This window comes from Actinomycetota bacterium (assembly GCA_018333515.1).
Lineage (GTDB): Bacteria > Actinomycetota > Aquicultoria > Aquicultorales > Aquicultoraceae > Aquicultor.
In genome coordinates, this window is the sequence record JAGXSZ010000012.1 from 29,781 (window position 1) to 52,608 (window position 22,828).

Annotated in this window: 24 protein-coding genes; 4 read left to right on the forward strand and 20 right to left on the reverse strand. The window is 56.4% G+C overall.

Annotation, left to right across the window (positions count from 1 at the left end):
* Nucleotides 1-101 precede the first annotated feature (101 nt).
* From rpsR to KGZ93_03030, 9 genes are all read right to left on the reverse strand, one after another.
* Nucleotides 102-332, reverse strand: a complete 231-nt coding sequence (rpsR, locus tag KGZ93_02990) for a 30S ribosomal protein S18 (GenBank protein MBS3908587.1) — start codon at nt 330-332, stop codon at nt 102-104.
* Nucleotides 333-347: 15 nt separating this feature from the next.
* Complete coding sequence (locus KGZ93_02995) at nt 348-767, reverse strand: single-stranded DNA-binding protein (GenBank protein MBS3908588.1); 420 nt, start codon at nt 765-767, stop codon at nt 348-350.
* Between the two features lie 8 nt (nt 768-775).
* Complete coding sequence (locus KGZ93_03000) at nt 776-1,063, reverse strand: 30S ribosomal protein S6 (GenBank protein ID MBS3908589.1); 288 nt, start codon at nt 1,061-1,063, stop codon at nt 776-778.
* 339 nt (nt 1,064-1,402) lie between these two features.
* A complete protein-coding gene (locus KGZ93_03005; protein MBS3908590.1) occupies nt 1,403-2,728 on the reverse strand; it encodes a M23 family metallopeptidase in 1,326 nt (441 codons plus the stop codon).
* A 97-nt stretch (nt 2,729-2,825) separates the two neighbouring features.
* On the reverse strand, nt 2,826-3,485 hold the full coding sequence (locus tag KGZ93_03010) for a hypothetical protein (GenBank protein ID MBS3908591.1): 660 nt from the start codon (nt 3,483-3,485) through the stop codon (nt 2,826-2,828).
* Nucleotides 3,472-4,743: a hypothetical protein gene (locus KGZ93_03015; GenBank protein ID MBS3908592.1), complete on the reverse strand. Its 1,272-nt coding sequence runs from the start codon at nt 4,741-4,743 to the stop codon at nt 3,472-3,474. The genes KGZ93_03010 and KGZ93_03015 overlap by 14 nt, the downstream gene beginning before the upstream one ends.
* On the reverse strand, nt 4,730-5,452 hold the full coding sequence (locus KGZ93_03020; GenBank protein ID MBS3908593.1) for a hypothetical protein: 723 nt from the start codon (nt 5,450-5,452) through the stop codon (nt 4,730-4,732). Before KGZ93_03020 ends, KGZ93_03015 begins: the two co-directional genes overlap by 14 nt.
* A 158-nt stretch (nt 5,453-5,610) precedes the next feature.
* On the reverse strand, nt 5,611-7,209 hold the full coding sequence (locus tag KGZ93_03025; protein ID MBS3908594.1) for a PQQ-binding-like beta-propeller repeat protein: 1,599 nt from the start codon (nt 7,207-7,209) through the stop codon (nt 5,611-5,613).
* Nucleotides 7,210-7,776: 567 nt separating this feature from the next.
* Entirely contained in the window at nt 7,777-8,010 is a 234-nt protein-coding gene (locus KGZ93_03030; GenBank protein MBS3908595.1) for a DUF951 domain-containing protein, read from the reverse strand.
* Nucleotides 8,011-8,232: 222 nt separating this feature from the next.
* On the opposite strand from KGZ93_03030, the gene KGZ93_03035 reads away from it, so the two are divergent.
* From KGZ93_03035 to KGZ93_03050, 4 genes are all read left to right on the forward strand, one after another.
* On the forward strand, nt 8,233-8,508 hold the full coding sequence (locus KGZ93_03035) for an ACT domain-containing protein (protein ID MBS3908596.1): 276 nt from the start codon (nt 8,233-8,235) through the stop codon (nt 8,506-8,508).
* Nucleotides 8,509-8,520: 12 nt separating this feature from the next.
* Nucleotides 8,521-9,882, forward strand: a complete 1,362-nt coding sequence (locus KGZ93_03040) for a PFL family protein (protein MBS3908597.1) — start codon at nt 8,521-8,523, stop codon at nt 9,880-9,882.
* 103 nt (nt 9,883-9,985) lie between these two features.
* Nucleotides 9,986-10,249 carry a hypothetical protein gene (locus KGZ93_03045; protein MBS3908598.1) on the forward strand — a complete coding sequence of 88 codons (264 nt, stop codon included), beginning with the start codon at nt 9,986-9,988 and terminating at the stop codon, nt 10,247-10,249.
* Nucleotides 10,246-10,608, forward strand: a complete 363-nt coding sequence (locus KGZ93_03050; protein MBS3908599.1) for a hypothetical protein — start codon at nt 10,246-10,248, stop codon at nt 10,606-10,608. Before KGZ93_03045 ends, KGZ93_03050 begins: the two co-directional genes overlap by 4 nt.
* 62 nt (nt 10,609-10,670) lie before the next feature.
* Here KGZ93_03050 and KGZ93_03055 read toward each other — a convergent pair whose 3' ends face one another.
* The 11 genes from KGZ93_03055 to KGZ93_03105 form a co-directional block, all read right to left on the reverse strand.
* Nucleotides 10,671-10,871, reverse strand: coding sequence for a helix-turn-helix transcriptional regulator (locus KGZ93_03055; GenBank protein MBS3908600.1), 201 nt, complete (start codon nt 10,869-10,871; stop codon nt 10,671-10,673).
* Nucleotides 10,872-11,103: 232 nt separating this feature from the next.
* Nucleotides 11,104-11,397 (reverse strand): YtxH domain-containing protein, encoded by a 294-nt coding sequence (locus KGZ93_03060; protein MBS3908601.1) that lies wholly within the window; start codon nt 11,395-11,397, stop codon nt 11,104-11,106.
* A gap of 118 nt (nt 11,398-11,515) precedes the next feature.
* A complete protein-coding gene (gene gltA, locus KGZ93_03065; GenBank protein MBS3908602.1) occupies nt 11,516-12,955 on the reverse strand; it encodes an NADPH-dependent glutamate synthase in 1,440 nt (479 codons plus the stop codon).
* A 13-nt stretch (nt 12,956-12,968) separates the two neighbouring features.
* Complete coding sequence (locus KGZ93_03070; protein MBS3908603.1) at nt 12,969-13,808, reverse strand: sulfide/dihydroorotate dehydrogenase-like FAD/NAD-binding protein; 840 nt, start codon at nt 13,806-13,808, stop codon at nt 12,969-12,971.
* A gap of 288 nt (nt 13,809-14,096) precedes the next feature.
* Complete coding sequence (locus KGZ93_03075) at nt 14,097-15,113, reverse strand: 2-hydroxyglutaryl-CoA dehydratase (GenBank protein MBS3908604.1); 1,017 nt, start codon at nt 15,111-15,113, stop codon at nt 14,097-14,099.
* A 95-nt stretch (nt 15,114-15,208) separates the two neighbouring features.
* Nucleotides 15,209-16,324, reverse strand: a complete 1,116-nt coding sequence (locus KGZ93_03080) for a CoA protein activase (protein MBS3908605.1) — start codon at nt 16,322-16,324, stop codon at nt 15,209-15,211.
* Entirely contained in the window at nt 16,325-17,281 is a 957-nt protein-coding gene (locus KGZ93_03085) for a hypothetical protein (protein MBS3908606.1), read from the reverse strand.
* Between the two features lie 356 nt (nt 17,282-17,637).
* Nucleotides 17,638-19,101: a hypothetical protein gene (locus KGZ93_03090; protein ID MBS3908607.1), complete on the reverse strand. Its 1,464-nt coding sequence runs from the start codon at nt 19,099-19,101 to the stop codon at nt 17,638-17,640.
* A gap of 58 nt (nt 19,102-19,159) precedes the next feature.
* Complete coding sequence (locus KGZ93_03095; protein ID MBS3908608.1) at nt 19,160-19,747, reverse strand: RNA polymerase sigma factor; 588 nt, start codon at nt 19,745-19,747, stop codon at nt 19,160-19,162.
* 55 nt (nt 19,748-19,802) lie between these two features.
* Nucleotides 19,803-22,394, reverse strand: coding sequence for an ATP-dependent chaperone ClpB (clpB, locus tag KGZ93_03100; protein MBS3908609.1), 2,592 nt, complete (start codon nt 22,392-22,394; stop codon nt 19,803-19,805).
* 24 nt (nt 22,395-22,418) lie between these two features.
* Nucleotides 22,419-22,802, reverse strand: coding sequence for a helix-turn-helix transcriptional regulator (locus KGZ93_03105; GenBank protein MBS3908610.1), 384 nt, complete (start codon nt 22,800-22,802; stop codon nt 22,419-22,421).
* Nucleotides 22,803-22,828 lie beyond the last annotated feature (26 nt).

A 22,828-nucleotide genomic window follows, 5' to 3' on the forward strand; every position in this document is an offset into this window, starting at 1 on the left:
CGACGGCATTTGCTTGCGCAACGGAAAGACATGCAAAATCTGCAAGCGACCGAGTCGCCAAACGGGGCTCTATGCTTGAGCCCCGTTCTTTGCCGCGTCTACTACTGCTTCTGGGAATAGGGAATGAGCGCCATTTCGCGCGCCCTCTTTATCGCAATCGACAAGTCGCGCTGGTGCTGAGCACAGGTGCCGGTCACCCTGCGCGGCCTGATTTTGCCGCGGTCGCTCATGAAGCGCCGCAACAGGTTCGTGTCTTTGAAATCGATATAATCGATTTTATCCTTACAGAAACCGCAGTACTTCCGCCTGGGTTTTCTAACGTAATCTGCCATGCAAATCCTCTCCTATTAAAATGGGATATCGTCGAAATCGCCTTCGCCGAGCGCTTGGAGGTCGGCCTCGGCGCTTTCGGCCATTGATTCCTCGCCGCGACCGGCGGCCTTGTTGAGAAACTGTACCCGGTTGGCGACAACCTCCACCACGGAGCGCTTCTGGCCGTCCGGCGCCTCCCAAGAGCGCCACCGCAGCCTGCCCTCCACAAGTACCGGTGAGCCTTTACGCAGGTGCTCGTTGCAGAGTTCGGCTTGCCGTCCCCATGCGACAACAGTAAAGTAATTCGGCTCATCGACCCAATTACCGCTATTATCCTGGTACCTGTTGTTTACGGCTATGCCGATGTTGGCGACAGCCGTCCCGCTCGGCGTAAACCTTAGTTCAGGGTCTCTTGTCAGATTCCCTATAAGAAATACTTTGTTCAAACTAGCCATGTTTCCCCCTACTTTCCTTGACGGATAATCATATGACGAATGACTCCATCTGTTATCTTAAGGATACGGTCTAGCTCGCTAATGGTTTGATTTTCACCTAGAAGGTCGAAGACGGCATAAAAGCCGTCGGTGTTTTGACCAATTTGATGGGCAAGGCGGCGTTTTCCCCATTTGTTTACATTCTCGATTTTACCGCCGTTTTTTACAGCGACATCGGAAAACTTGGCGATCAAAGCATCGAGCGCATCTGTTTCCAAAGCGGGCTCGAGAATGACCATGCATTCGTAGTTCCTCACTTTTTCACCTCCCTCGGGCTAACGGCTTCAGTTGAGCTGAAGCAGGAGTATGGAACCTAACAATTATAGCAGCTACATGGGGGTTTAGCAAGATGCTACCCGAGCATATTTTCGAGCATATTTTCTCGAACGCAAACCATGCGACCACGAAGCATGCTTTTCGCTGTTTCCACCACGCCGGCCTATATATAAACCACTGTCGAGCGCCACAATTAATCGCTAGAATGGGCGAACTTCCATATGCCCTCCCAGACTCCCGCGGAAGGATTCGTCAAATCGCCGACATTGGCGATTTTCTCACTACGCGCGTCTTTGCGGAATCCAGGGCAGAGCCTTACATTAAGCCGCGAATGCGCTTATCGCAGGCGCCTCCGTCAAAGCTGACAGCGCCGGTTTCTTAACACGCCGGGCGAAACGGAAACTCGCTATGGCGGTAAAGGTCAGCGCGAAGGCTAAGACCAAGTCGGGGAGGAGTTTCGACTTGAATACGGCGCGCTTCGACACGGTCGAGGCGGGTGCGGTTTCGCTCGCCCGTCCGGCGGTCGCCGGAGCTGGTGGACGCGCAGCCCGCAGGTCCGCCTCTTTTGCGCTGAACGGATTTGGACCCGCTCTAGTGCTTACTGTTTGCAGCTCTGATACACGTTGAGATTTAACAGCCGCCCGGCCGACCCGAGTTGAGCCGGACAGCACTATATTCGGCAATGCTTGGGGTATGTTTTGCGGCACAACCGACCCCCGGTAACTGGATGTAGACCCGTCCGATGCGGCTTGTTCGAGCTTGCCGGCGTAAGAGACGCTTGCGCTTTTTTGTACTGCGGGAACGGAAGGAAGCACTCGAGTGCCGCCATTGATTACTTCTTGCGCAGCCTGGGTCTTTGCCGACGCTAAAGCAGCGATGTTCGACGGTAGTTCCGCCAACCGGATAGTGGTCGACGGCGCTTCGATTTGTGGCTGGCCGGGCGTACCTGTTTGCGGCGCCCGGCTAAATTGCTGCTCGGGCATGCCGGTTTGGGACGTAACACCCTGGGGCGCCGCGCCCGACGTGGTCGCGGTGGCCGCCGCGGGCAAACCCACCGCTGCCGCCACCGTTTGGACGACGGCGCTTTGCTCGACCGGAGCCTCGGTGGTGCGCGGCGCTTCAGCGCCGGCCCGGGGACCGGTCTGCCCCGCAGCCGGCACGGGTTGGATATCCGACGCCGGCTCGGCAATGCGAGCCGTCAAATAATCCTGCGGGTTCAAATAGCGCTTGTCGTCACGGGTTGCCGTCTCGAAAAGCCCGAAGTGAAGATGGGGCTCCTCGCTCGAGGGGTCTCCATCGGCGCTCAAGGCTCCGATGACGGCACCCTTGGCTACGTTTTGGCCCTTCGCCACGCCCGCTTCGACGGGAAAGTAAGAGGTCGAATGCCCGTCGGGGTGGTCGATTGAGACGCACGGCTCGCCGCGCGGAGTCCGGCCGACCCAATAAACGACCCCCTCTTCCGCAGCCGCTATCCGGCTGCCGACCGCCGCCGCGATATCTATTCCGCGATGCTCGCCGGGGCTGAAGGGAGTTATGATCGCCCCGTCGGTCGGCCACGAGAGGTAAACGCCCGCCAACGCTGCCGGGGTCGGCAAAGTAAACAACAGCAATAACGCGTAGCCAAAAAAAGCATATTTTCGATTCACAACGGCGCCCCTCCATTATATATGTGTTAGCGCTAATATGTTTTAGTGCTTTTATGTTTTAGATACTATCATGACGTTCTCGGCTGTGCAAGCCTTTTTAGCCGCTCTTCTCGACTTTGACGTTTACCCTAAACGCCCTGCTGTTCCCCGCTCGGTCATACGCGATAATGCGCATAATATAATCGCCCGCCGCGACCCTATTACCGACGGTGCCCACGCCGCTCCAAAGAATTCGCCTCTGCCCGGCGCCGACCGTTGGCAACTCGCTCTCATAAAGGACGGTGCCGTAAACGGGATAGCCTCCGACTATGGGATGGACTCTCACGACGTATCTGACCGGCTCATCGGGCAAGACCAGCACTTCTGCGCGCGGCCTGCTACTGTTTATAACGCGGTTCTTGACACTATAACAGAGCTTCGGGCCAACGGTATCGACGGTAAAAGTCCATGACGTGCCGCCCTTGTTGCCGGCAAGGTCACGCGCTGAGACTACAACCCGATGTACGCCGTCGGCAAGAATAGTTTGCGGTCGGTAAGCGGCAAAGCCGTCGACGAAGCGCGGTGCCGCTTCTGCGCCGTCTATGGTAAACGTGACGCTCTCTGTGTCGACACCGGTGCCAAACGGGTCTTCTACGATTTTTACGCGCACCTCCGGCACCGACGAATTGATAAAAGAACCCGCTATAGGGAAAAGATCGGTAATAGTCGGTCCGGAAAGGTCGGCGAGACGCTCCGGGTCGGTTTCACCCTCTATCAAGAGTCTTTTCCAGAACAGCCCGAGGGGCTCTTCGTATGCGCTCAATCGTCCCGACAACCTCATCCATAAGTCCTCGCTCATCGATGACCGAGACGTTTACGCTATAGCGACCTTCCAGCGTCTCCGTCTCGACTATCGCTATGAGACCCTTCGCGCGGGCGCTGTCGATAATCGCATCCCAGAGAAGCGCGTCTTCTTCGCCGGCGGAGATACTGTTGGTTTGACGGCTAGCCCAATCTTCATCCGGATTAATCGTTGCGGCCTTGAAGGCGGCTCCGCTCAAGGATAGCCCCGCCGGCACGGCCATGAGGGGCTTCTTGTAATACGGCACGACCTGGCGGGCAAAATCGGGTATGCCGCCCCGTGGCGTCGGCACATTCGTCCAGGCATAGACCGCCGTTTCGGACAGGGCCAGATTACTCTCCGCCTGCTTTTTCCGCATGGCTGTCAGAAATTTCAGCCGTTTGGCCGGGTCTGTTGCTACCGGGCTTTTCGCGTACGCGAATTGAACGAGCGCCATCTTCAAAGACCAGCGCAGCATGCGACCGCGTATGAAGGATTTGGGGAGGGTTGTTTTAAGAGTTTTTTGCTTTAATTCCCTATCGCTTGGTTTATCTTCGTCATCATCATCTATAGTGCTTTCGTGGATAGCTATAAGCCTGTAATTAAAGAGCGCCTTGTATATCTGACGGTCGTCGAAGACAAACGAGACCGATAGCGGTTGATACATGGGCCCACGCGTGATAAACGAGTATATATCGTAGAGGCACTCTCCGATAAAGTGCTTTTTCTCACCGCGAGTGCCTTTCGGGCAAATCGGGAATAGGTTGTCGCTGTGCGCGACCCAGTCGGCCGCGATGTGACCGCCCCAGCCGAGCGCCCGCGCCCGCTCTTCGTCGGAGACGGAGCCGTTTTTTCCTGAGACTTTGAGCATGAGATAACCGAAGTTGGGTTTATCCGCGACGGGTCTCGATTGGCCGGTTATCTTTGGATTGGGAGAATGGAAATAATCCGACCAATTCTGACGTCTCCCCTTTTCATCCGGGATAGAAGGGCCGCGCCCGGTCCATTCGATAATCATGTCCGGGCCGGTTCCGCTCATCCCGAAAGCCGCCGCCGGCTCGATACCGACCGAGCGGTTGATATGATAATGCGTAATCCCGCTCCAGGCCGCCGCCGTTCCGTTCAAGCAAAGGACTAGTGCCAAAGCCAGGGCTAAGACCGGGCACGCAAAACCTCTCGTCCTATTCTTTTTCATACCATTCTCCATCATAGCTGGTGTTGGACAAAGGCATCTTAGACCATCCCCGCCGGTTGACGTATTTTACGCGACTGCCGGATTCCGTTGGAGGCTCTTCGAAACCCAAATATGTGGTACACCCATCCTCCGGAACATAATCGAGCGGAAAGAGCGGGGAGGACATTATCTTGATAGAGTACTCGAGAGCTAAACCAAGCTCTTCACCGCCCTTAAAGTCCGCGTAAACATAGGTATCGCTTATGTGGCCATATCCGCCGGGCAGCTCTCGAACGTTTTTTCTTGGGCTCAACATGAAATGCGGCGCAATCTGCTTCTCGGAATACGGTTCCTCGTAACCGTAGCCGCCGCCAAGATGATAGCTTTGCTTCCGAAGCTCCGGCACATAGACCTTTAGCATCATGCCATGTTCGGTATCGACGAGAGATATCTTGGAGTCTGGAAACTCTTTGACCCGATACTCCTCATAATCCCGCGTCAACGCGTCGAATATCTCCTGCGTCGGCTTGCCCTCTTTGGTCGGGAACGGCAGGTAGACCGTTACGTCCTTTAAGACTTCGCCCTTCTTCGGAGAGATCGTAAAGCTATAGCCGAAACTGACATCCTGTTTTCGGCCGCAGCCGGCAACGAGCAAAAGCGCCGCCAGCAGAACCAAAAAGACAACCCCTGTCGCTTTATTAAATGCTCTCTCGTCCTTCCTAAATATCATCCGTCACCAACCCCATCTCCTCACTAAACGCCTATTCGCCTTCGGCGATACATAAACCCGCTTTTTTATTAAACACTAGTTCACCTTTGGCTAAACATAAACCCGCTTTTTCGCCAAGCGCCGACTCACGTTTGGCTATACATAAGCCCGCTTTTTCGCTAAATATCGGACGCCGCCCGCACCGCCGCGCCGCCCCGGTACTTCCGGCCGTCGCCGGTTTGCGCCAAGACCTGCAACGCATAATCGCCATCGGGTGCTATAAGAACACCCTTATCCCCGAAAGCGGCCGCGAGACCCGCGTCGACCATTTCGGGAAAGTCGATAATACCGTACCACGTAACTTTATGTTCGCCGGCGTCATATTGAACGTTATCGACCAGACGGCGGACCGGCTTGCCGTGTGAATCGAGGACGTCGACCGTAACCGTCGCCGGAGCATCGAGCATAAACGCGATGGTCGCTTGTCCGGCTTCGCAATCGTATGGATTAATAACGCCCGTGCTCGCCGTCACCGGCAGCGGCAACGGTTCGGGTTGAGTCTCGGTAAAACATGCGAGCTGCATGGTGCTCAGATTGAGCACGACCGAGTCCCCGGCAATCGCCGGCGACGGGTCGATACCGTACCAATCGCCGTAGCGCAACCCGGCCAAATACTCCCAAACCAGCTCGCCGGTCGCGGCGTTTAACACGTAAAGGCGGCCATCCGAATGGTCGAGGGCCTGTTTATGATGGTGGCTGGAGCCGACGAAGACGAAGCCGTTCGCCGGCGCGACCGATGCCCCGACAACACTGTTCTTCGAGTTAAAAGTCCACTTCGTCTGGCCGTTTTCCGCGTCTATGGCGGTAACCGTGCCCCAGTAAAGCGTCGAGCCGTCAAGCGTAATCGATGCCGTCGCCCCATAGTTATCACCGGTAAAGCGGCTCCAGACCACGGTGCCTTTTTCGCGGTCTATCCGGTAGAGCGTATACGGAGTCGAAACATAGACCGACGTCGCGCTCAGGGTCGGCATGGAGTATGAGCCGCCATCGCCGAACGACCACTCGAAGCGCCCGTCGCGCGCGTCGAATGCCGCGAGTTCGGAGCCGCCGACTACCACCATGCCGTCGAGAAGCGCGGGGGCCGACAACACCTTGGAGCGCTCGATACTCCAGATGCCGGCGCCGGTCGCGCCGTCTAGGGCGCACAGCCTTCCGTTCGCTGTCGTCACATACAAGCGATGCCCGTATATCGCGGGTGAATTCGGTCTGCCGCCCACATCGACCGACCAGCGAACAACGCCGTCGGCGGCGCCTAGCGCAAGCAAGCGCCCATCATCGGTTCCGGCATAGACCATCCCGTTTGCGAGCGCCGGGGTGCCGGCGACAAATACGTCTGGTGCGGTCCAGAGCGGTTTTCCGTTCTCCATCGATATCGCCTGGAGTTGTCCGTGGTTTATCGTCCGCGGAATAAGGTCGTAGGTGCTCCATCGCTGTCCCGCATAGACAACCCCGTCGGCTATGACCGGTCTGGTTCGCCTTTCGCCGGGCGAAGTTTGCGGCCCTTTGACCCATGTCGACTTTAACGGCGGCCTGATTCGCGCGCTTGCGTTCGAGCCGCTGCGCTGCGCGTCATACTGAAACATCGGCCAGCTCGCGGCAAGAGCGTCTGGTACGCCTGCCGCGAGGACGATCAGTGCTGATATGGCCAAAGCCGGAAACTTCTTCAACAGGAGCGCCCCTTTCAATAGTAAATCTTTTGCACCAATGTTCTTTTGCATAAATACGCCAAAGCAGACGCGATTCCTTCTAAGTCGAGAAAAATTTTTATCCCGCGCGAAAATCGCGGGTATCCTCACCGACGGGCGGGCGTCCCCGCAGCAAAATGCCCCCTTAAACCATTTATACTAATAATTTCATATGACGTTTAGCGGTTTCACAAAAGCATTATCCCCGCTCAAATAGGTTAAAGGTATTATTTGTAGCAACCGATAGGAGTCCTGAGTATCCAAACCCCCGAATTATTGGTAGTAATTGAAGGAGTGAGCCGAGTGAACTGCTGGGAGATGAAAAAGTGCGGACGGAACTTATCGAACGATTGTCCCGCCTATCCGGCTAATGGCCGTGAATGCTGGCGGGTCGCCGGGACGATGTGCGGCGGAAAAGTGCAGGGCACCTTCGCGCAAAAATTAGCCAGTTGCATAGAATGTGATTTTTATAGGTTGGTTAAGGGGCAATCTTAGCGAGAACAGTTCGCCCCGGAATACGCTCGCGAACACTCATGTTGGAAACGATCGGACGTGAAAACCTTTGCCCGCGCAGCTATACGGCGAGCCGCAGGGCTAACACTACCCCTCGACGGACCCCGGGTCGGCGGTATCTTGCGTTTGCGCGCGCTCGATAAAACCGCGAAACCGGCGGTCGAAATCGTACCTGATCAGGCGCACTTTGCGCCCGCAGCCACGGCAGGTAAGCCCGATATCCATACCGAGCCTGGTAATCTCCCACTCGTTGACCCCGCAGGGGTGCTGTTTCTTGAGCGTAACTATGTCGCCGACGTTTATCCTGACTATCTCAACCATTGTATTCCCCGAGAATTATCATACAACGCGGCGGGAGTAAAATGAAGTTTTGTCGCGCCTCTGCCTTCGCCTTTTGCCATTGTCATAAAGGTAGGTTTGGTTTAAAGTAGCTTATACCGAGCGGCATCACGGATCGCTGCGTTTGCGACGGTCCGGCATCACCGCAACAACAACAGCAGCCGAATGAATATATGCGCCGCCGGCTATCTTAGGGAGGCAAGGATGAAGAGCAGGGCTATCGTTACGGTGTTGGGACAAGACCGCGTAGGCATAGTCGCGGGCGTCAGCCGGGTGCTCGCCGAGAACAACGTCAACATCGACGATATCAGCCAGACCATCATGCAAGACTTCTTTACGATGATAATGCTGGTCACGATCGATGAAAACGAGATATCCATCGGCGACCTGCAGGATAAACTGAGCGCGGTCGGCGACGAACTCGGGCTGAAGATAACCGTCCGGCACGAAGATATCTTCCGATTCATGCACAGGGTTTAGGGGGCGGCGCGGATGTTGATTCATCCTGAGGAAATACGCGAAACAATTGAGATGATACAAGAGCAGACGCTCGATATTAGGACCGTTACCATGGGTATCAGCTTGCGCGACTGCTGCGACCCCGACGGCGACAGGCTCCTGAAGAATATATTCGACAAAATCATCTCCTCCGCCGGAAACCTTGTAGCGGTCGCGAAATCGCTGCAGAATAAATACGGCATACCCATCGTCAACAAGCGGGTCTCGGTCTCGGCGATATCGGCGATAGCCGAATCGAGCGACCTCGAAGACTACACCCCCATAGCTAAAGTCTTGGATAGGGCGGCCAGGGAGATAGGCGTCGATTTTATAGGCGGCTTCACCGCGCTCGTCCACAAAGGAGAGACACCGGGCGACACGCGCCTCATCGCCTCCATCCCGAAAGCGCTCTCGACGACCGAGCGCCTCTGCTCGTCGATTAATGTCGCCTCCAGCAAGGCCGGCATCAACATGGACGCGGTCTTGAAGATGTCCGTAGTCATCAAAGAGACGGCGGAGCTGACCCGCGAGCGCGACGGTATCGGCTGCGGCAAGCTGGTCGTCTTCGCGAACATCCCCGAGGACAACCCCTTCATGGCCGGCGCTTACCACGGCTTCGGCGAGCCCGACCGGGTGATAAATGTCGGCATCAGCGGCCCCGGTGTGGTGCGGGCGATGCTCGCCAAGTACCCCGACGTCGACCTCATGAAGGTGGCCGAGCTTATCAAACAGACCGCCTTTAAAATAACCCGGATGGGAGAGCTTATCGGGCGCGAATCGGCGGCGCTCCTCGGCGCGACGCAAGGCGTGGTCGACCTCTCGCTCGCCCCTACCCCGACGCCTGGCGACAGCGTCGCGCAAATAATCGAGGCGATGGGCGTCGAGCGCTGCGGCGCACCCGGAACGACAGCCGCGCTCGCGCTCTTAAACGACGCCGTCAAAAAAGGCGGGGCGATGGCGACCTCGTCGACGGGCGGGCTATCGGGCGCGTTCATCCCGGTCAGCGAGGATTTGGCGATGGCCGAAGCGGTTGCGGTCGGCGCTTTGAATATCGAGAAACTCGAGGCGATGACAGCGGTCTGCTCGGTCGGCTTGGATATGGTCGTCATCCCCGGCGACACGCCGGTCGAGACGATTGCCGGCATCATCGCCGACCAGATGGCGATAGCGGTCGTAAACCACAAGGCGGCGGGGGTACGCATCATCCCGGCACCGGGCAAAGCGGCGGGCGAAACGGTAGACTACGGCGGCCTTCTGGGCAGCGCCCCGGTCATGCGGGTAAGCGAGTTCTCCTCGGCGGGGTTTGTGCGGCGCGGGGGTCGGATTCCGGCTCCGCTGACTAGTCTTAATAATTAAGACAGCGAGTGCGCCCATACCGTCGTTAAACTATTCGAAATAGCACACTGCTGGTGTATCATAATAGAATAGTCGGTCAATCTTTGGTGGGGTGAATTGTTTCATGCAGATCAGAAAAGAAGAAATTCCAATCATAAAATCAGGACTTGAAATGAAAAAGAAGACTTTAAACTTCAAACTGAAGCAATATAAAGAACGCTTAAAGAGATTTGAAGAAAAGTATAACATGTCTACCCGTGAATTCCTGAAGAAATACAATGCAGGCGAACTTGGAGATGAGGCGTACCTTCTTGAGTGGGAATACCTCGCCGACGCAGCCAATTTAACGAAACAGGAGCTTAAAGAAGTAGAGAAAATTAGTCTATGAGAGCCTACTTTCTTCAAGTCCAGGAAAAATTGTCGGAGATTGCCCCGATAATCTCAACCGTTGAAATTGATTTTGAAGAAGATGAGCTTTTAGGAATTGAGTCCATCAAGGGAAGACTGAGTTTTATCGATGGATCGGTCCTTGATTTTTCAGAAATGCTGCTATTAGACAGGCGCCGCTATCGTTTCCATTACATGGATGCAAAGAATAAGCTCATCGTTCGCTGGGATAATGTGCCCCACTATCGCCACCTGCCAACATTTCCATCTCACAAACATGTATCCATTGAGGTGGAATCAGCAGAGCCCATAAGCCTTATTGACGCATTAAATGAAATCGCTCTCATGGTTAAGATTTAGCGAAAAGAAGAGGGCGCTTCGGTCACGTGGCTGGTTGTTGCTCTTCCGGCTTAATACTCACATTAATCAAAGAAGCCGTTTTTCTTTGCCAACGCAATCGCCTCAAAGCGATCCTTCACGTCGAGCTTGGCAAAAACCTTCTTCAGATGGTTGTTTATTGTGTGTATGCTTCGGTCGAGTTCGTGCGCGATTTCTTTGTTTGTCAGGCCTTCGCAGATCAATCCTAGGATTTGCTTTTCACGCCCGGTTATGCGATTCGCCATAATCGTAGCCCCTCTCGACCGTCATTATGTATATCGCTCAAAGGATAGGGCATTAAGCCTTCAGGGTTTGAAACATAATTATAGCAGTAGTTGCCGGAATTGCACAAGCTTTTCGTCGTATGTTGGCTGAGTTATATATAAGAAAAGCTGCGGCTCAAGCTCCCGCAGCTTCTCAGTACAAATCGCTATATAGCTGTGTCGTTGGCGCCGTTGTTCGTTGGATTCGCGGGCGCTATGCTATGCGCTCGGCCTCCTCGGCGATTTCCTCGCCCTTCTTCCGTGCTATCGACCGGACGCTCTCCATCGCCCCGGATGCCCGCTCGCCGATGCGGCCTCGCATCTCGGAGCCGCTCGATGGAGCCGTCATCATGCCAAAGAGCACTCCCATCGTAAAGGATGAGACGGAGACGAGCGCGAACATCAGAAGATTCCTGTCGCGCGCCAAGCCCAGCAGCTCCTGGGCGCGCTCCCGGAGTTGCTCCCCGGCGTTCATAGGCGACCTTCTCAAGAGCCGTAATTGTGCCATGCGGTCTTCCCCCTTTCATGAAGCCAATACAGATGGTATCTTCCCAATACCGGGGCCGGATAAACGAAAGAGCCCGGCGGCGGGCTCTTTGCGCTTTATGCTTTTCTAAACAGGCCTTTTACTTCTTGACCTTGCTCGTCAAATACTCGTGGATGGCGTTTGCCGCTGTGCGACCCGCGCCGGCTGCGAGGATGACCGTCGCCGCGCCGGTGACGATATCGCCGCCCGCGTAAACGCCCGGCTTCGAGGTCGCGCCGTTCTCATCCGCTGTGATATAGCCCCACTTGTTGAGTTCCAGGTCGGGGGTCGAATCCGGGATAATCGGATTCGATTTGGTGCCGATAGACATGACGACGGTATCGACCTCGAGGATATACTCCGAACCGGGGATCTCGACCGGGCGACGCCTGCCGGACTCATCCGGCTCACCGAGTTCCATCTTGACGCACTTCATGCCGCGAACCCAGCCGCCTTCGCCGACAATTTCGGTCGGGTTGTTGAGAAGCCTAAAGTCGATACCCTCCTCTATCGCGTGGTGGACCTCTTCGGCGCGCGCGGGAAGCTCCTCCATCGAGCGTCGATATACGAGGTATACCTTCTCGGCGCCGAGGCGCAGAGCGGTTCTCGCCGCATCCATGGCGACATTTCCGCCGCCGACGACCGCGACGTGCCGGCCTTTCTGGATGGGCGTATCGTACTCCGGGAAGAGGTAAGCTTTCATCAGGTTGGTCCTGGTCAAGAACTCATTTGCCGAGTAAACACCGTTTAGGTTCTCGCCGGGGATATTCATAAACATCGGCAGGCCCGCGCCGGAGCCGATAAAGACCGCGTCGAAGTCGGCGAGCAGCTCATCGATGGTGCTCATCTTGCCGACGACCGCGTTGACCTTTAGGTCTACCCCAAGCGCCTTGATACCGTCGACCTCGGATTGAACGATTGCTTTCGGAAGCCTGAACTCCGGGATACCGTAGACGAGCACGCCGCCGGCTTTGTGGAGCGCCTCAAGGATGGTGACCTTGTGGCCCATCTTCGCGAGGTCGGCCGCGACGACGAGGCCGGCCGGGCCGGAGCCGACGACCGCGACCTTGAAACCGGAAGGCTTAGGTGCTACCACTTCGCCGTTGTTGCTTCCGCCATGCTCGCGCTCGTAATCGGCGACGAAGCGCTCGAGGCGACCGATGGCGACCGCTTCGTTCTTCTTTATCAGCGTGCAAAGCGCCTCGCACTGGCTCTCCTGCGGGCAAACCCTGCCGCAGACCGCCGGAAGCGGATTTTTCGTCTTGATCTCCTTGGCCGCGCCGATAAAATCGCCTTCCTTGACCTTTTTGATAAACTCCGATATCGGCACCTCGACCGGGCAGCCGGCGACACACGGCTGCTTCGCGCAGAACAGACAGCGGTTCGCCTCGCGCATCGCGTCTTCGGCGCTATAGCCCAGGGTGACTTCTTCAAAGTTTCCGCCGCGCGCTTTCGCATCCTGCTCAGGCATACCTGTGCGCGACTTGCGCAGCTCTTTCAATTCTTCTTTTGTATATTCCGGTATCTTAATCTCCGCCATTTCCTGCCTCTCCTTACTTCACACTCGGGACACAATTGCACTGGTAGTTCTCCATAGCGACCTTTTCCTCATTGAGATAGGTGCGCTGTCTGGACATCAATAGATCCCAATCGACCTGGTGGCCGTCGAAATCCGGTCCATCGGTGCAGCCGAACATCGTCTTGCCGCCGACCGATACGCGGCAGGCGCCGCACATGCCGGTGCCGTCGACCATAATCGGGTTGAGGCTGACGAATGTCTTGACGTTGTAGGGCTGTGTCGTAAGGGAGACGAACTTCATCATGATGGCCGGGCCGATGGCCATGACCCAATCGACGCCGTTCTTCTCTATCTCATCTTTAAGGACTTCGGTGACGAGGCCTTTGTGGCCCTTGCTGCCGTCGTCGGTGCTGACTAAAACCCGGTCGCTAAACTCGCCGAGTTCTTTCTCGTAAATAAGAAGGTCGGCCGAGCGCGCGCCGATTATCGATGTTACCGTGTTCCCGGCCGTTTTAAGCGCTTTGCCGATAGGATACATCGGCGCCGCACCGAAACCGCCGCCGACCAGGGCTACGCGCCCATAATTCTCGATGGGGGTGGAATGACCCATCGGGCCCGCCACGTCGAGAACCTCGTCGCCGACATTTAGTGCGGCAAATTTCGAAGAGGTAACGCCGACCGTCATAACGATAAGCCCAAGGGTTCCTTCTTCGGGATTGATGGCCGCGAGTGAAAGCGGAATCCGTTCTCCGTGGTCATCCACGCGGATGACCACGAACTGGCCCGCCTTGGCCGATTTGGCGATCTCCGGTGCCGAAATCTTAGCGGTGACCAGGTCGGATCGCAGAACTTGTTTTTCTAGAATCTTAGCCAATTTGCTCTCCTCTCCAATGATGCAAAAAAAACACAGAAACTCTGTAACGCTTGTAACTGCTATAGCAAAAGTACCTTACATCTTAGCTTTGCCGGTAAAAGTTGTCAAGATTTTGTCAAGCTTCTTAATCGGTGTTCGCAAAGCTCAACACCATAGTCGCAGCAATATCACGGAAGTTCGAGCGAAGACTAAAAAGGGTCCGCGCCTCCGGCGAAACCCTATCGACGATTTTCTGTTACCGGTAGGCTATTTTACCCTTGCCGACGGGACTTTTACGCGACCGGCACCCTACCCCGAAGCAACCTTCGCTTGTTTGTCGGACGATGGGTGCACCAACGGCTTGGCGTTTTCCGTGCCCTCCAGTTCCCATTTGCCGCACCGTCCGCCCCAGCAGGCGAGCGTCTTGCCTTCGGCCTGTATCTTAACGATTTCGCAATTATTCTCGCAGCCCTTGCAGTGAAAACTGCGCGTCTGATACTCGGCGGCCGAAACCGAGAACCCGTTGAAGTTGGTCGCGCCGTCACGCACGGCGGCTTTGGCCAACAACGCCGCCCCTATAGCGCCCATCACGTGGTGGTGCTCGGGAATGACGACCTCCATCTGGAGCGCCTCTTCGAACGCGCGCTTCATGCCGGCGTTCGCCGCGACCCCGCCCTGAAAGACGATGGGCGCGGCCAACTCCTTGCCTTTAGCGAGGTTGTTGAGGTAATTGCGGACCAGCGCCTGGCAGAGACCGTAGACGATATCCTCCATGCGATAGCCTATCTGCTGCTTGTGAATCATATCCGACTCGGCGAAGACCGAGCAACGCCCGGCTATCTGGCACGGGACGGCCGCTTTGAGCGCGTGCCCTCCGAACTCTTCGATAGGGATGCCGAGGCGCGCCGACTGGTGGTCCAGGAACGAGCCTGTCCCCGCCGCGCAGACGGTGTTCATCGCGAAATCGACGACGATTCCGTCGCGGAGCAAGATGATTTTCGAATCCTGTCCGCCAATCTCAAGGACCGTGCGCACCTGCGGCGCCACATGGGAGGCGGCGATGGCGTGCGCGGTAATCTCGTTCTTTATGATGTCCGCGCCGATGATGACGCCGCTTAAGTAACGGGCGCTCCCCGTCGTGCCGACCCCGGCTATCTCGACAGCGTGCGCCAAATCGCTCTCAAGCTCTTTTATCCCCTCTTGCACGGCGTTTATCGGCCGCCCTTGCGTCCGGCGATAGATGAGGCTTACCACCTCACCCCGCTCGTCCAATACCACCAGGTTCGTGCTGACCGAACCAACGTCTACGCCCAAAAAACCCCTCATGCCATACATCCTCCGAATCAAGTTATCAGTATATCAGTAGCCGGCTATAGGTGTTATTGCTAACGTGGCTCAGGACTTTAGCCCTGACTGCCCGCTTACCGCACGCTCCCGACCGCTTCTAGCGACTTTCTTTCTTTGTATGCTTTCTTACTTGCGAGAAGGTCGATGAAGGCTTCGATGCGCGTGAGCACGCCGGCTTTACCCGTCTGCTCATCGATGACGAGCGAGAGGGTCGGGATGTCGAAATCCTTGCTTATCCGCGGCAAAATCGATTTCGCTATGATGTCGGGCATACAGGTAAACGGGAAGAGGTGGAGTACCCCGTCGAAGCCCTCCTTCGCGAATATGACGGTATGCCCGACGCTCGGCAGGCCTTCGCCGCCCACAAAGTGGTTGAGGTACGGCTTCGCCGCGCGGGCCACCTCGTCGTTGCTAATCCCCGAGACCTGGTTTTCCTTCGAGGGACTTATCCAGTCGGTCAGGTAGACCGCCCGCTCCAGAGATATGCCCATGTGCCCGAGGTGCTCTTCGATGTCGAAATTGACGAAGGGCTCAAGGAGCACATAAAACTCGCCGATGACGCCCATCTTCACGCACGGCCGCTCCATATCTTTTTCGACGGCCTCCAGAATGGCGAAGGCCGCCGCCCTGGCCGCCTCTATCTCGTCTTCGCTTATAGCGGGGCGCATCGTCTCGAGCGCCTGCTTGTATGCTTTGGTCGTGGCGCCGCGCGCGGCCTCGTACGCCCGGTACTTGAGCGCATACTTCTCGAGTTCGTCCAAGATGCGCGCTTTGCGAAACGACACCTTTATCAGACGCCAAATCTCATAGATAGATTTGCCCGGCGCCAAAACCTTGAGCGTATCGACGAATTGTTTGAGGCCCGCAGGCGGCGGCTCTAAGACGACCATGTCGAACTTAAAGCCGGCGTCGCGCAGGACACACTTTTGTATCTCGGCGTAGTAGCCGAACCGGCAAGGCCCGATGCCGCCGGCCATCAAGAGCGTGTCCGCTCCCACACCCAGCGCTTCGATAAAATTGCCGATGGTTATTTTAAGCGGCAGGCAGGCAAACTCGGGCGCGTAGCCCACACCCAACTGCAACGTTTTAATCGTCGTCTTCGGGGGGACGATATAATCGAGTCCCGAGCGGTCGAAGACATCCGAGAGGACCATCTCCAATTTTCCCATATGGGGAAAGGTAACTATCATCTATTGCCGCCTCCATCTGAGCATGTCCACAAAAGCCTCGACCCTGGTTATCATGCCGGCTTCGCCGCTGTGCTCGTCGACGACGAGCGACATTAGCGGCATGCCGCCCTTGCGCCTCACCTCGCTCTCGAGCAACGTCTGGATGAGCGAGTCGGGCCCGCAGGCGAACGAGAGCACATAAATTATACCGTCGACCGATTTGGTGTTGAGCCAATGAAACACCGAGCCGACGACCTCTCGCTCGTATGACCAGAAGAGCCGTTTCGGCAACTTGCCCGCCTCGCGGTGGAGAAGAGCGGGCGAGAGCATATCGGTCGTGACGACATCGACATCCCACTGGCGCAGTTTCTTGATGAGATTGAGACTGGTATAAGGGTCGTAGATGTTATAAGGGTGACCGGCGATACCGATACGCAGGCTGCCCCCGGATGGCGCCGCCGCCTCTCCGGCCATCGCCTCCACCGGCGTCAGGCCGGCTTCGAGACGCCTTTCATAGGCCTTCTGCGCCGCGATACCCGAACCCCAAGCCCTGATTATGCGCATCTTGCGGCGCGTAAATGTCTTCCCGAAAGCAAGGATAGCCTCGTAACGCTTGCGCCGGCTCAGCCTGCTATTGAAGACCGGGTCGAGGATGTCCGGGAGCGACCCGTCGACGGAGCGCGCCAAATCGGGCAGGCCCAAGAACTTCGGGCAGGTATAAGCCCGCTTCTCAACGCTTACGACACGCGGCACAAAGAGCGCGTCCGCCTTGTCTTTCAAGTCGACGAGATGCCCGAAGAAGACCTTGACCGGCAGGCACAGCTCGTTTTCTCCGAGCGATGTGCCGGTATTTATCATCTTCTTCGTGGTCGAACCGGAGACCACTACCTCCGCCCCGAGCCCTTCCAGGAAAGTGGACCAAAGCGGGTAATATTTGTAATAGAGAAGCGCCTGCGCTATACCCACGGTGGCACCCATGTGCTGATTACCCTCCAACCGTCAAAATCACAAATTTCTTATTTTTTTGTACTACGATTATTCAACCACTATATACCCGATTCCTGCTCGTTCTGACAAATTCTCTCCCGACCTCCGCGATGCCGCAACCTGACTTCTCCGCAGTCAAAAATATGACGAATCCAAGGGTCGGTTTTTGAGCGATCTGGAAAAGTAGCCGCTGATTGGCCGGATAATAGACGCGAAACTTGCGCCGGTCACTTCCTGTTAAACGACAAACCCCGCGGATTAATCCGCGGGGTTTGTCGTTGATTATTCCGTCGCCGCAAGCAGGTATTGCCAAAGGCTTTTATTGCGCCCGCTATCTAGCCGCGCGACTACTCTCGGGCTTCATTTTCTATTTCGGTATCGCCGACTTCCTCGTTATTGTCTTCGACTGCGGGAGCGGCCGGGGTCGGCTGGGTCGGCTTGTCGCCAGACCTTTTATCGTCTTCCGCGTCATCGGCATCCTCGCGCTTAACGTCTTTACCGTCGGTCGCAGGCTCATCGTCTTCATCCTTCGAAGAATCGCCGGTTTGCCTGTCGTCCGCCTTACCCTCGATTACGTCATCGAACGTATCGAGTGTCGGGTCCGCTTTAATCGCCTCTTTAAGCTTTGCCAACGCGTCGGCCTCAGAGAGCCCGTCTTCTTTTATGTCTATCATCGCCGATACTATGGTGGTCAGCTCTTCCAGGCCGATATCGGCTTTTATCGCTTCCCTAAGCGTCGCCATAGCTACATTTCCGGCTATCCCCGCTTCGTGCATATCGATTAACGCCGCGGTGATCGTACTGAACTCCTCTAAAAACTTTTCTTTATCGAGACCGAGTTCCTTATCCAGATTGAGCAGCGCCGGATAATTCTCAGAAGATATCCCCGCTTCGTGCATATCGATTAACGCCGCCGTTATGGTGGTTAACTCCTCCAGGCCCGGGTCGGCTTTGAGCGCGCCTTTCAATGCGTCCACAATAACCGACTCCGCAATCCCGGCCTCGGCCATATCGATCGCCGCGGCCACTATCGTCTCGAATTCCTCATGAAGCTTTTCCGGCTCGACGCCCGCGTTTTTGCTCTCGCCAATCAAAACCAGCAAGGCCTCGACGCTCTTGGGCGATATCCCCGCTTCGATTAAATCGGCATAATCTTCAGGAAGCAGCCCCTTCGCACTCGCGGCCTCGTACAGCTCGTTGCTGATGACAACACTTACCACGTTAGCAGCCATGCCGCTCGCGGCTAACGCGTCCTCCGCGGCCTCGCCCGCAACATCGGCCACATCGCCCAAATCACTCAGTCCATCCGCTTCAGGGTCATTCGCAGGACGTAAGGCTATAACTACCTCCGCATCGCGCACCAAAAACCCCTCCGAAACGAGCGCGTCAATGATTCCGCCCAACGCTTTTTTCAAATCCGCATCCGCCACGTCGAGCTTGGCCAGCAGCTTGCTTCCATCTTCATTGAGACCCTCAATCCCGATTACTGTGTTATTCTTGTCGAGCGCGAGCTGCAACGACGGATTGACCTGCAGTGTTAGATACGCGCTCGTCTGCTCGCCGGTGAAGAAGGGTATTACCCCGGCGACCGCAAACAACAACACGAGAGCGGGTACGATCACTATCAACTTGGATTTCATGCTTATCACTCTCCTAAATCTCCTGAAGGGCGCCGATAGGGCACCCCCTTGTCTTTTCTGGAGACAACCCGAGCTGAGTAACGCCCTTCTCAGATTTTGCCTGTGAGCCGGCGCATCGAGTTCGGGAAGGTCCAGGCTTTCCAGTTTTTCGATAATGTCTTTCTTTTCCACTTAAATCGCCCTTCCTGTACGTATAACGCCTTACTCCGCAAAAGGTTGCAAAATATCCCTACTTATCCATAGATTTTCTTAATCTTTCTAAGCCCCGATGGAGCAGCGACTTTACCGTACCTTCGGATTTTCCCAGAATGCTTCCGATTTCTTTAATCCGTTTCGCTTCAAAGAAACGGAGCACGATGACTTCTTGGTATTTGAACGGCAATTCGCTGATCTTTTTCCGACACGCAAGGAACTCTTCGTAGCGGTTTAGGGCATCTTGGACTTCGATAAACTCCGCCTCCAGGTCATAGCCGGAATCGAGCGCGAGTCCCTCCGCCTCCAGCAAATAATCGAGCGAGGCCGTCTTGTACGTGCCCTTCCTGAAGTAGCTTCTCGCTTCGTTGGTCGCGATTTTGTAGAGCCATGCGGAAAACGATAGGCCTCTCCATTCAAATCTCTTAAGGCCTTTCATCGCCTTATAAAACGTCTCGGCGGTTATGTCTTGCGCAAGTTCTATATCTCCCGTCATTCTAAGGATATAGTTGAAAATGCTTGAATAATACGCGTCGTACAGCCGCCCGAACGCCGCGGGGTCGCTCTGTGCTTGCTCTATTAAATCCTCTTCATCGGCAAAATCTGCCTCGTCTGCGAATATCACGGGCCTGCGGCAATCCTTCCCGCTAAGACTCATAGTATGAATAAGTAGGCCGCTCTCAGCTAAGCGTCTGTGCTTTTGTCGCCTCAAAGACGATGATGCCGTCTTTGACACCCACAATTACACTATCGCCCTCTTTAACGCGCCCCTCAAGGATTTTAAGCGCGAGGCTATCCTGCAGCTTGCGCTGGATGGCGCGCTTCAGCGGACGCGCGCCGTATAGCGGGTCGAAGCCCTCGTGCGCGAGATACTCCTTGGCCTCATCGGTAAGGTGAAGCGTTATCCCGTGCTCGGCGACGCGTCGCTCCAGATGGCCGATTTGTATCTCGATTATCTTCTTGATGTCATCGAGGGTCAGGCGGTTGAAAATGACCGTCTCATCGACGCGGTTCAAGAACTCGGGCCTGAAATGGGCACGCATCTCATCATCGACTTTGCCGCGTATCTTGACCATATCGGTCATCTCCTGGATATGCTGGCTGCCGATGTTCGATGTCATTATGATTATGGTGTTCTTAAAATCGACGGTGCGGCCTTTGCCGTCGGTAAGACGCCCGTCGTCGAGTATCTGCAGGAGTACGTTGAAGACGTCGCCATGCGCTTTTTCTATCTCATCGAGAAGGAGTACGGCATAGGGGCGCCGGCGAACCGCTTCGGTCAGCTGCCCGCCCTCCTCGTAACCGACATAGCCGGGAGGCGCGCCGATTAGCCGCGATACGGTGTGTTTTTCCATGTATTCGCTCATGTCGATACGGATCATCGAGCGCTCGTCGTCGAAGAGAAACTCGGCTAAAGCGCGAGCCAGCTCGGTCTTGCCGACGCCGGTCGGCCCGAGAAAGATAAACGAGCCGAGCGGGCGATTGGGGTCTTGCAGGCCGGCGCGCGCCCGGCGGATGGCGTTGGCGACGGCGGAGACCGCCTCGTCCTGGCCGATAACACGCTCGTGGAGCTTGCCCTCCATGGCGACCAGTTTTTCTATTTCGCCCTCCATGAGCCTCGCAACGGGGATATTCGTCCACTCCGAGACGACCTCGGCTATGTCTTCCTCATCGACCTCTTCTTTCAGCATCTTCTGGTCTTTCTGCAGTTCGAGAAGGCGTCGGTTCTTGTCCTCCAATTCTTTTTCGAACGAGAGGATGTCGCCGTACTGAAGCTTTGCCGCAAGCGCTAAATCCCCCGCACGCTCGGCCGCCGCCGCATCGGTCTTTGCCTGCTCGATTAGCTCTTTGAGCCGGCTTATCTCGGTGATCGCCTGCTTCTCGTTCTGCCAGTGCGCGCGCATATGAAAGGTCTTCTCTTTGAGTTCGGCGAGGCCTTTATCTATGCCGGCAAGCCGCGCTAACGCGGCCTTGGTCTTGTCGTTTCGCAAAGCCTGTCGCTCTATCTCGAGCTTCTTGATGCGCCGCTCTGTCTCGTCTATCTCAGTCGGCAGGCTGTCTATCTCGATGCGCAACCCGGAGGCGGCCTCATCGATGAGGTCGATAGCCTTATCCGGCAAGAAGCGGTCGGTGATATAGCGGTTCGACATAACCGCCGCCGCGACAAGCGCCGAGTCGGTAATGCGCACACCGTGGTGTATCTCGTAGCGCTCTTTGAGGCCCCGCAAAATCGCGATGGTATCCTCGACCGAGGGCTCGCCGACGAGTATCGGCTGGAAACGCCGCTCCAGCGCCGCGTCTTTTTCAATATACTTGCGGAATTCGTCGATGGTGGTGGCGCCGATTGCCCGCAGCTCACCGCGCGCGAGCGCCGGCTTCAAAAGGTTGGCGGCATCGACCGCGCCCTCGGCGGCGCCCGCCCCGACCAGCGTATGAAGCTCGTCTATGAAGAGGACTATCTCGCCTTCGGCGTCGGTGACCTCCTTGAGTACCGCTTTTAGGCGGTCCTCGAACTCACCCCGGTACTTGGCTCCGGCGATGAGGGCGCCGAGGTCGAGCGAGACCACCCGTTTATCTTTGAGGCCTTCGGGCACGTCCCCGCCGACAACGCGCTGCGCGAGCCCCTCGGCGATGGCGGTCTTGCCTACGCCGGGGTCGCCGATGAGAACGGGATTGTTCTTGGTCCGTCGCGAAAGCACCTGTATGACCCGGCGAATCTCGTCGTCGCGCCCGATGACCGGGTCGAGTTTGCCGAGCCGGGCGAGCCTCGTCAAATCCCGGCTATACTTCTCGAGCGCCTGGTATTTCTCCTCCGGGCTCTGGTCGGTCACCCGCCGGCTTCCGCGCACGTCCACGAGAACCTTGAGAACCGCTTCTTTGGTAACGCCGAGCGAACTCAACATCTTTCCGACCGTTCCCTTATCCGCGGCGAGCGCGAGAAGCAGGTGCTCGGTACTGACATACTCGTCTTTAAGCCCTTCGGCCTCGATGAAGGCCGCGTCGATAGTGCTCTTCAACTCCGGTGCTATATAGGTCGCGCCCGCGCCCGAGACCTTGGGCCGGCGGTCGAGTTCGGCTTGAATCCGTTCTTTGATCGTGTCGGGGTCGAGAGCGAGTTTCCGCAATATCGGCGCCGCTACGCCGTCCGCCTGGCCGACCAGGGCCAACAAGAGATGTTCGCCTTCGACCTGCTGGTGGCCCATACTGTCCGCCAGCCGCTGGGCTTCGCCGAGCGCCTCCTGGGATTTTATCGTAAATTTATCCAACCTCATCTTCTTTCACCTTCTTGCATGCGCTTAGCACTTCTCTTTGCGGAGCACGATCTTGCCCCGGCGCATCGGCACGAGGGCGCTCTGCCGTATCTTGCCGAGTTCTTCGTCGAGCGCGCCCCGGAGCTTGGCGGTCTGCTTCTCGAGCGCCTCCATAAGCCCCTGCAGTTCTTCAATCTCGTCTTGGAGTTCGAATATCTTGACGACCCCGGCTAGGTTTACGCCGAGTCCCTGGGTGAGCATCTGTATTAGCTTTAAGCGGTCGACATCGCGCTGCGAGTACAACCTCGTCGAACCCTGGGTACGCTTCGGGTCGATAAGTTTCTTCCGTTCGTAAATGCGGAGCGTCTGCGGGTGCATCCCCGCGAGTTTCGCCGCCACGCTTATCATATAAACCGGCTCGTCGTACATCTTCTCTCCTTAGGGGACGTTGTTTC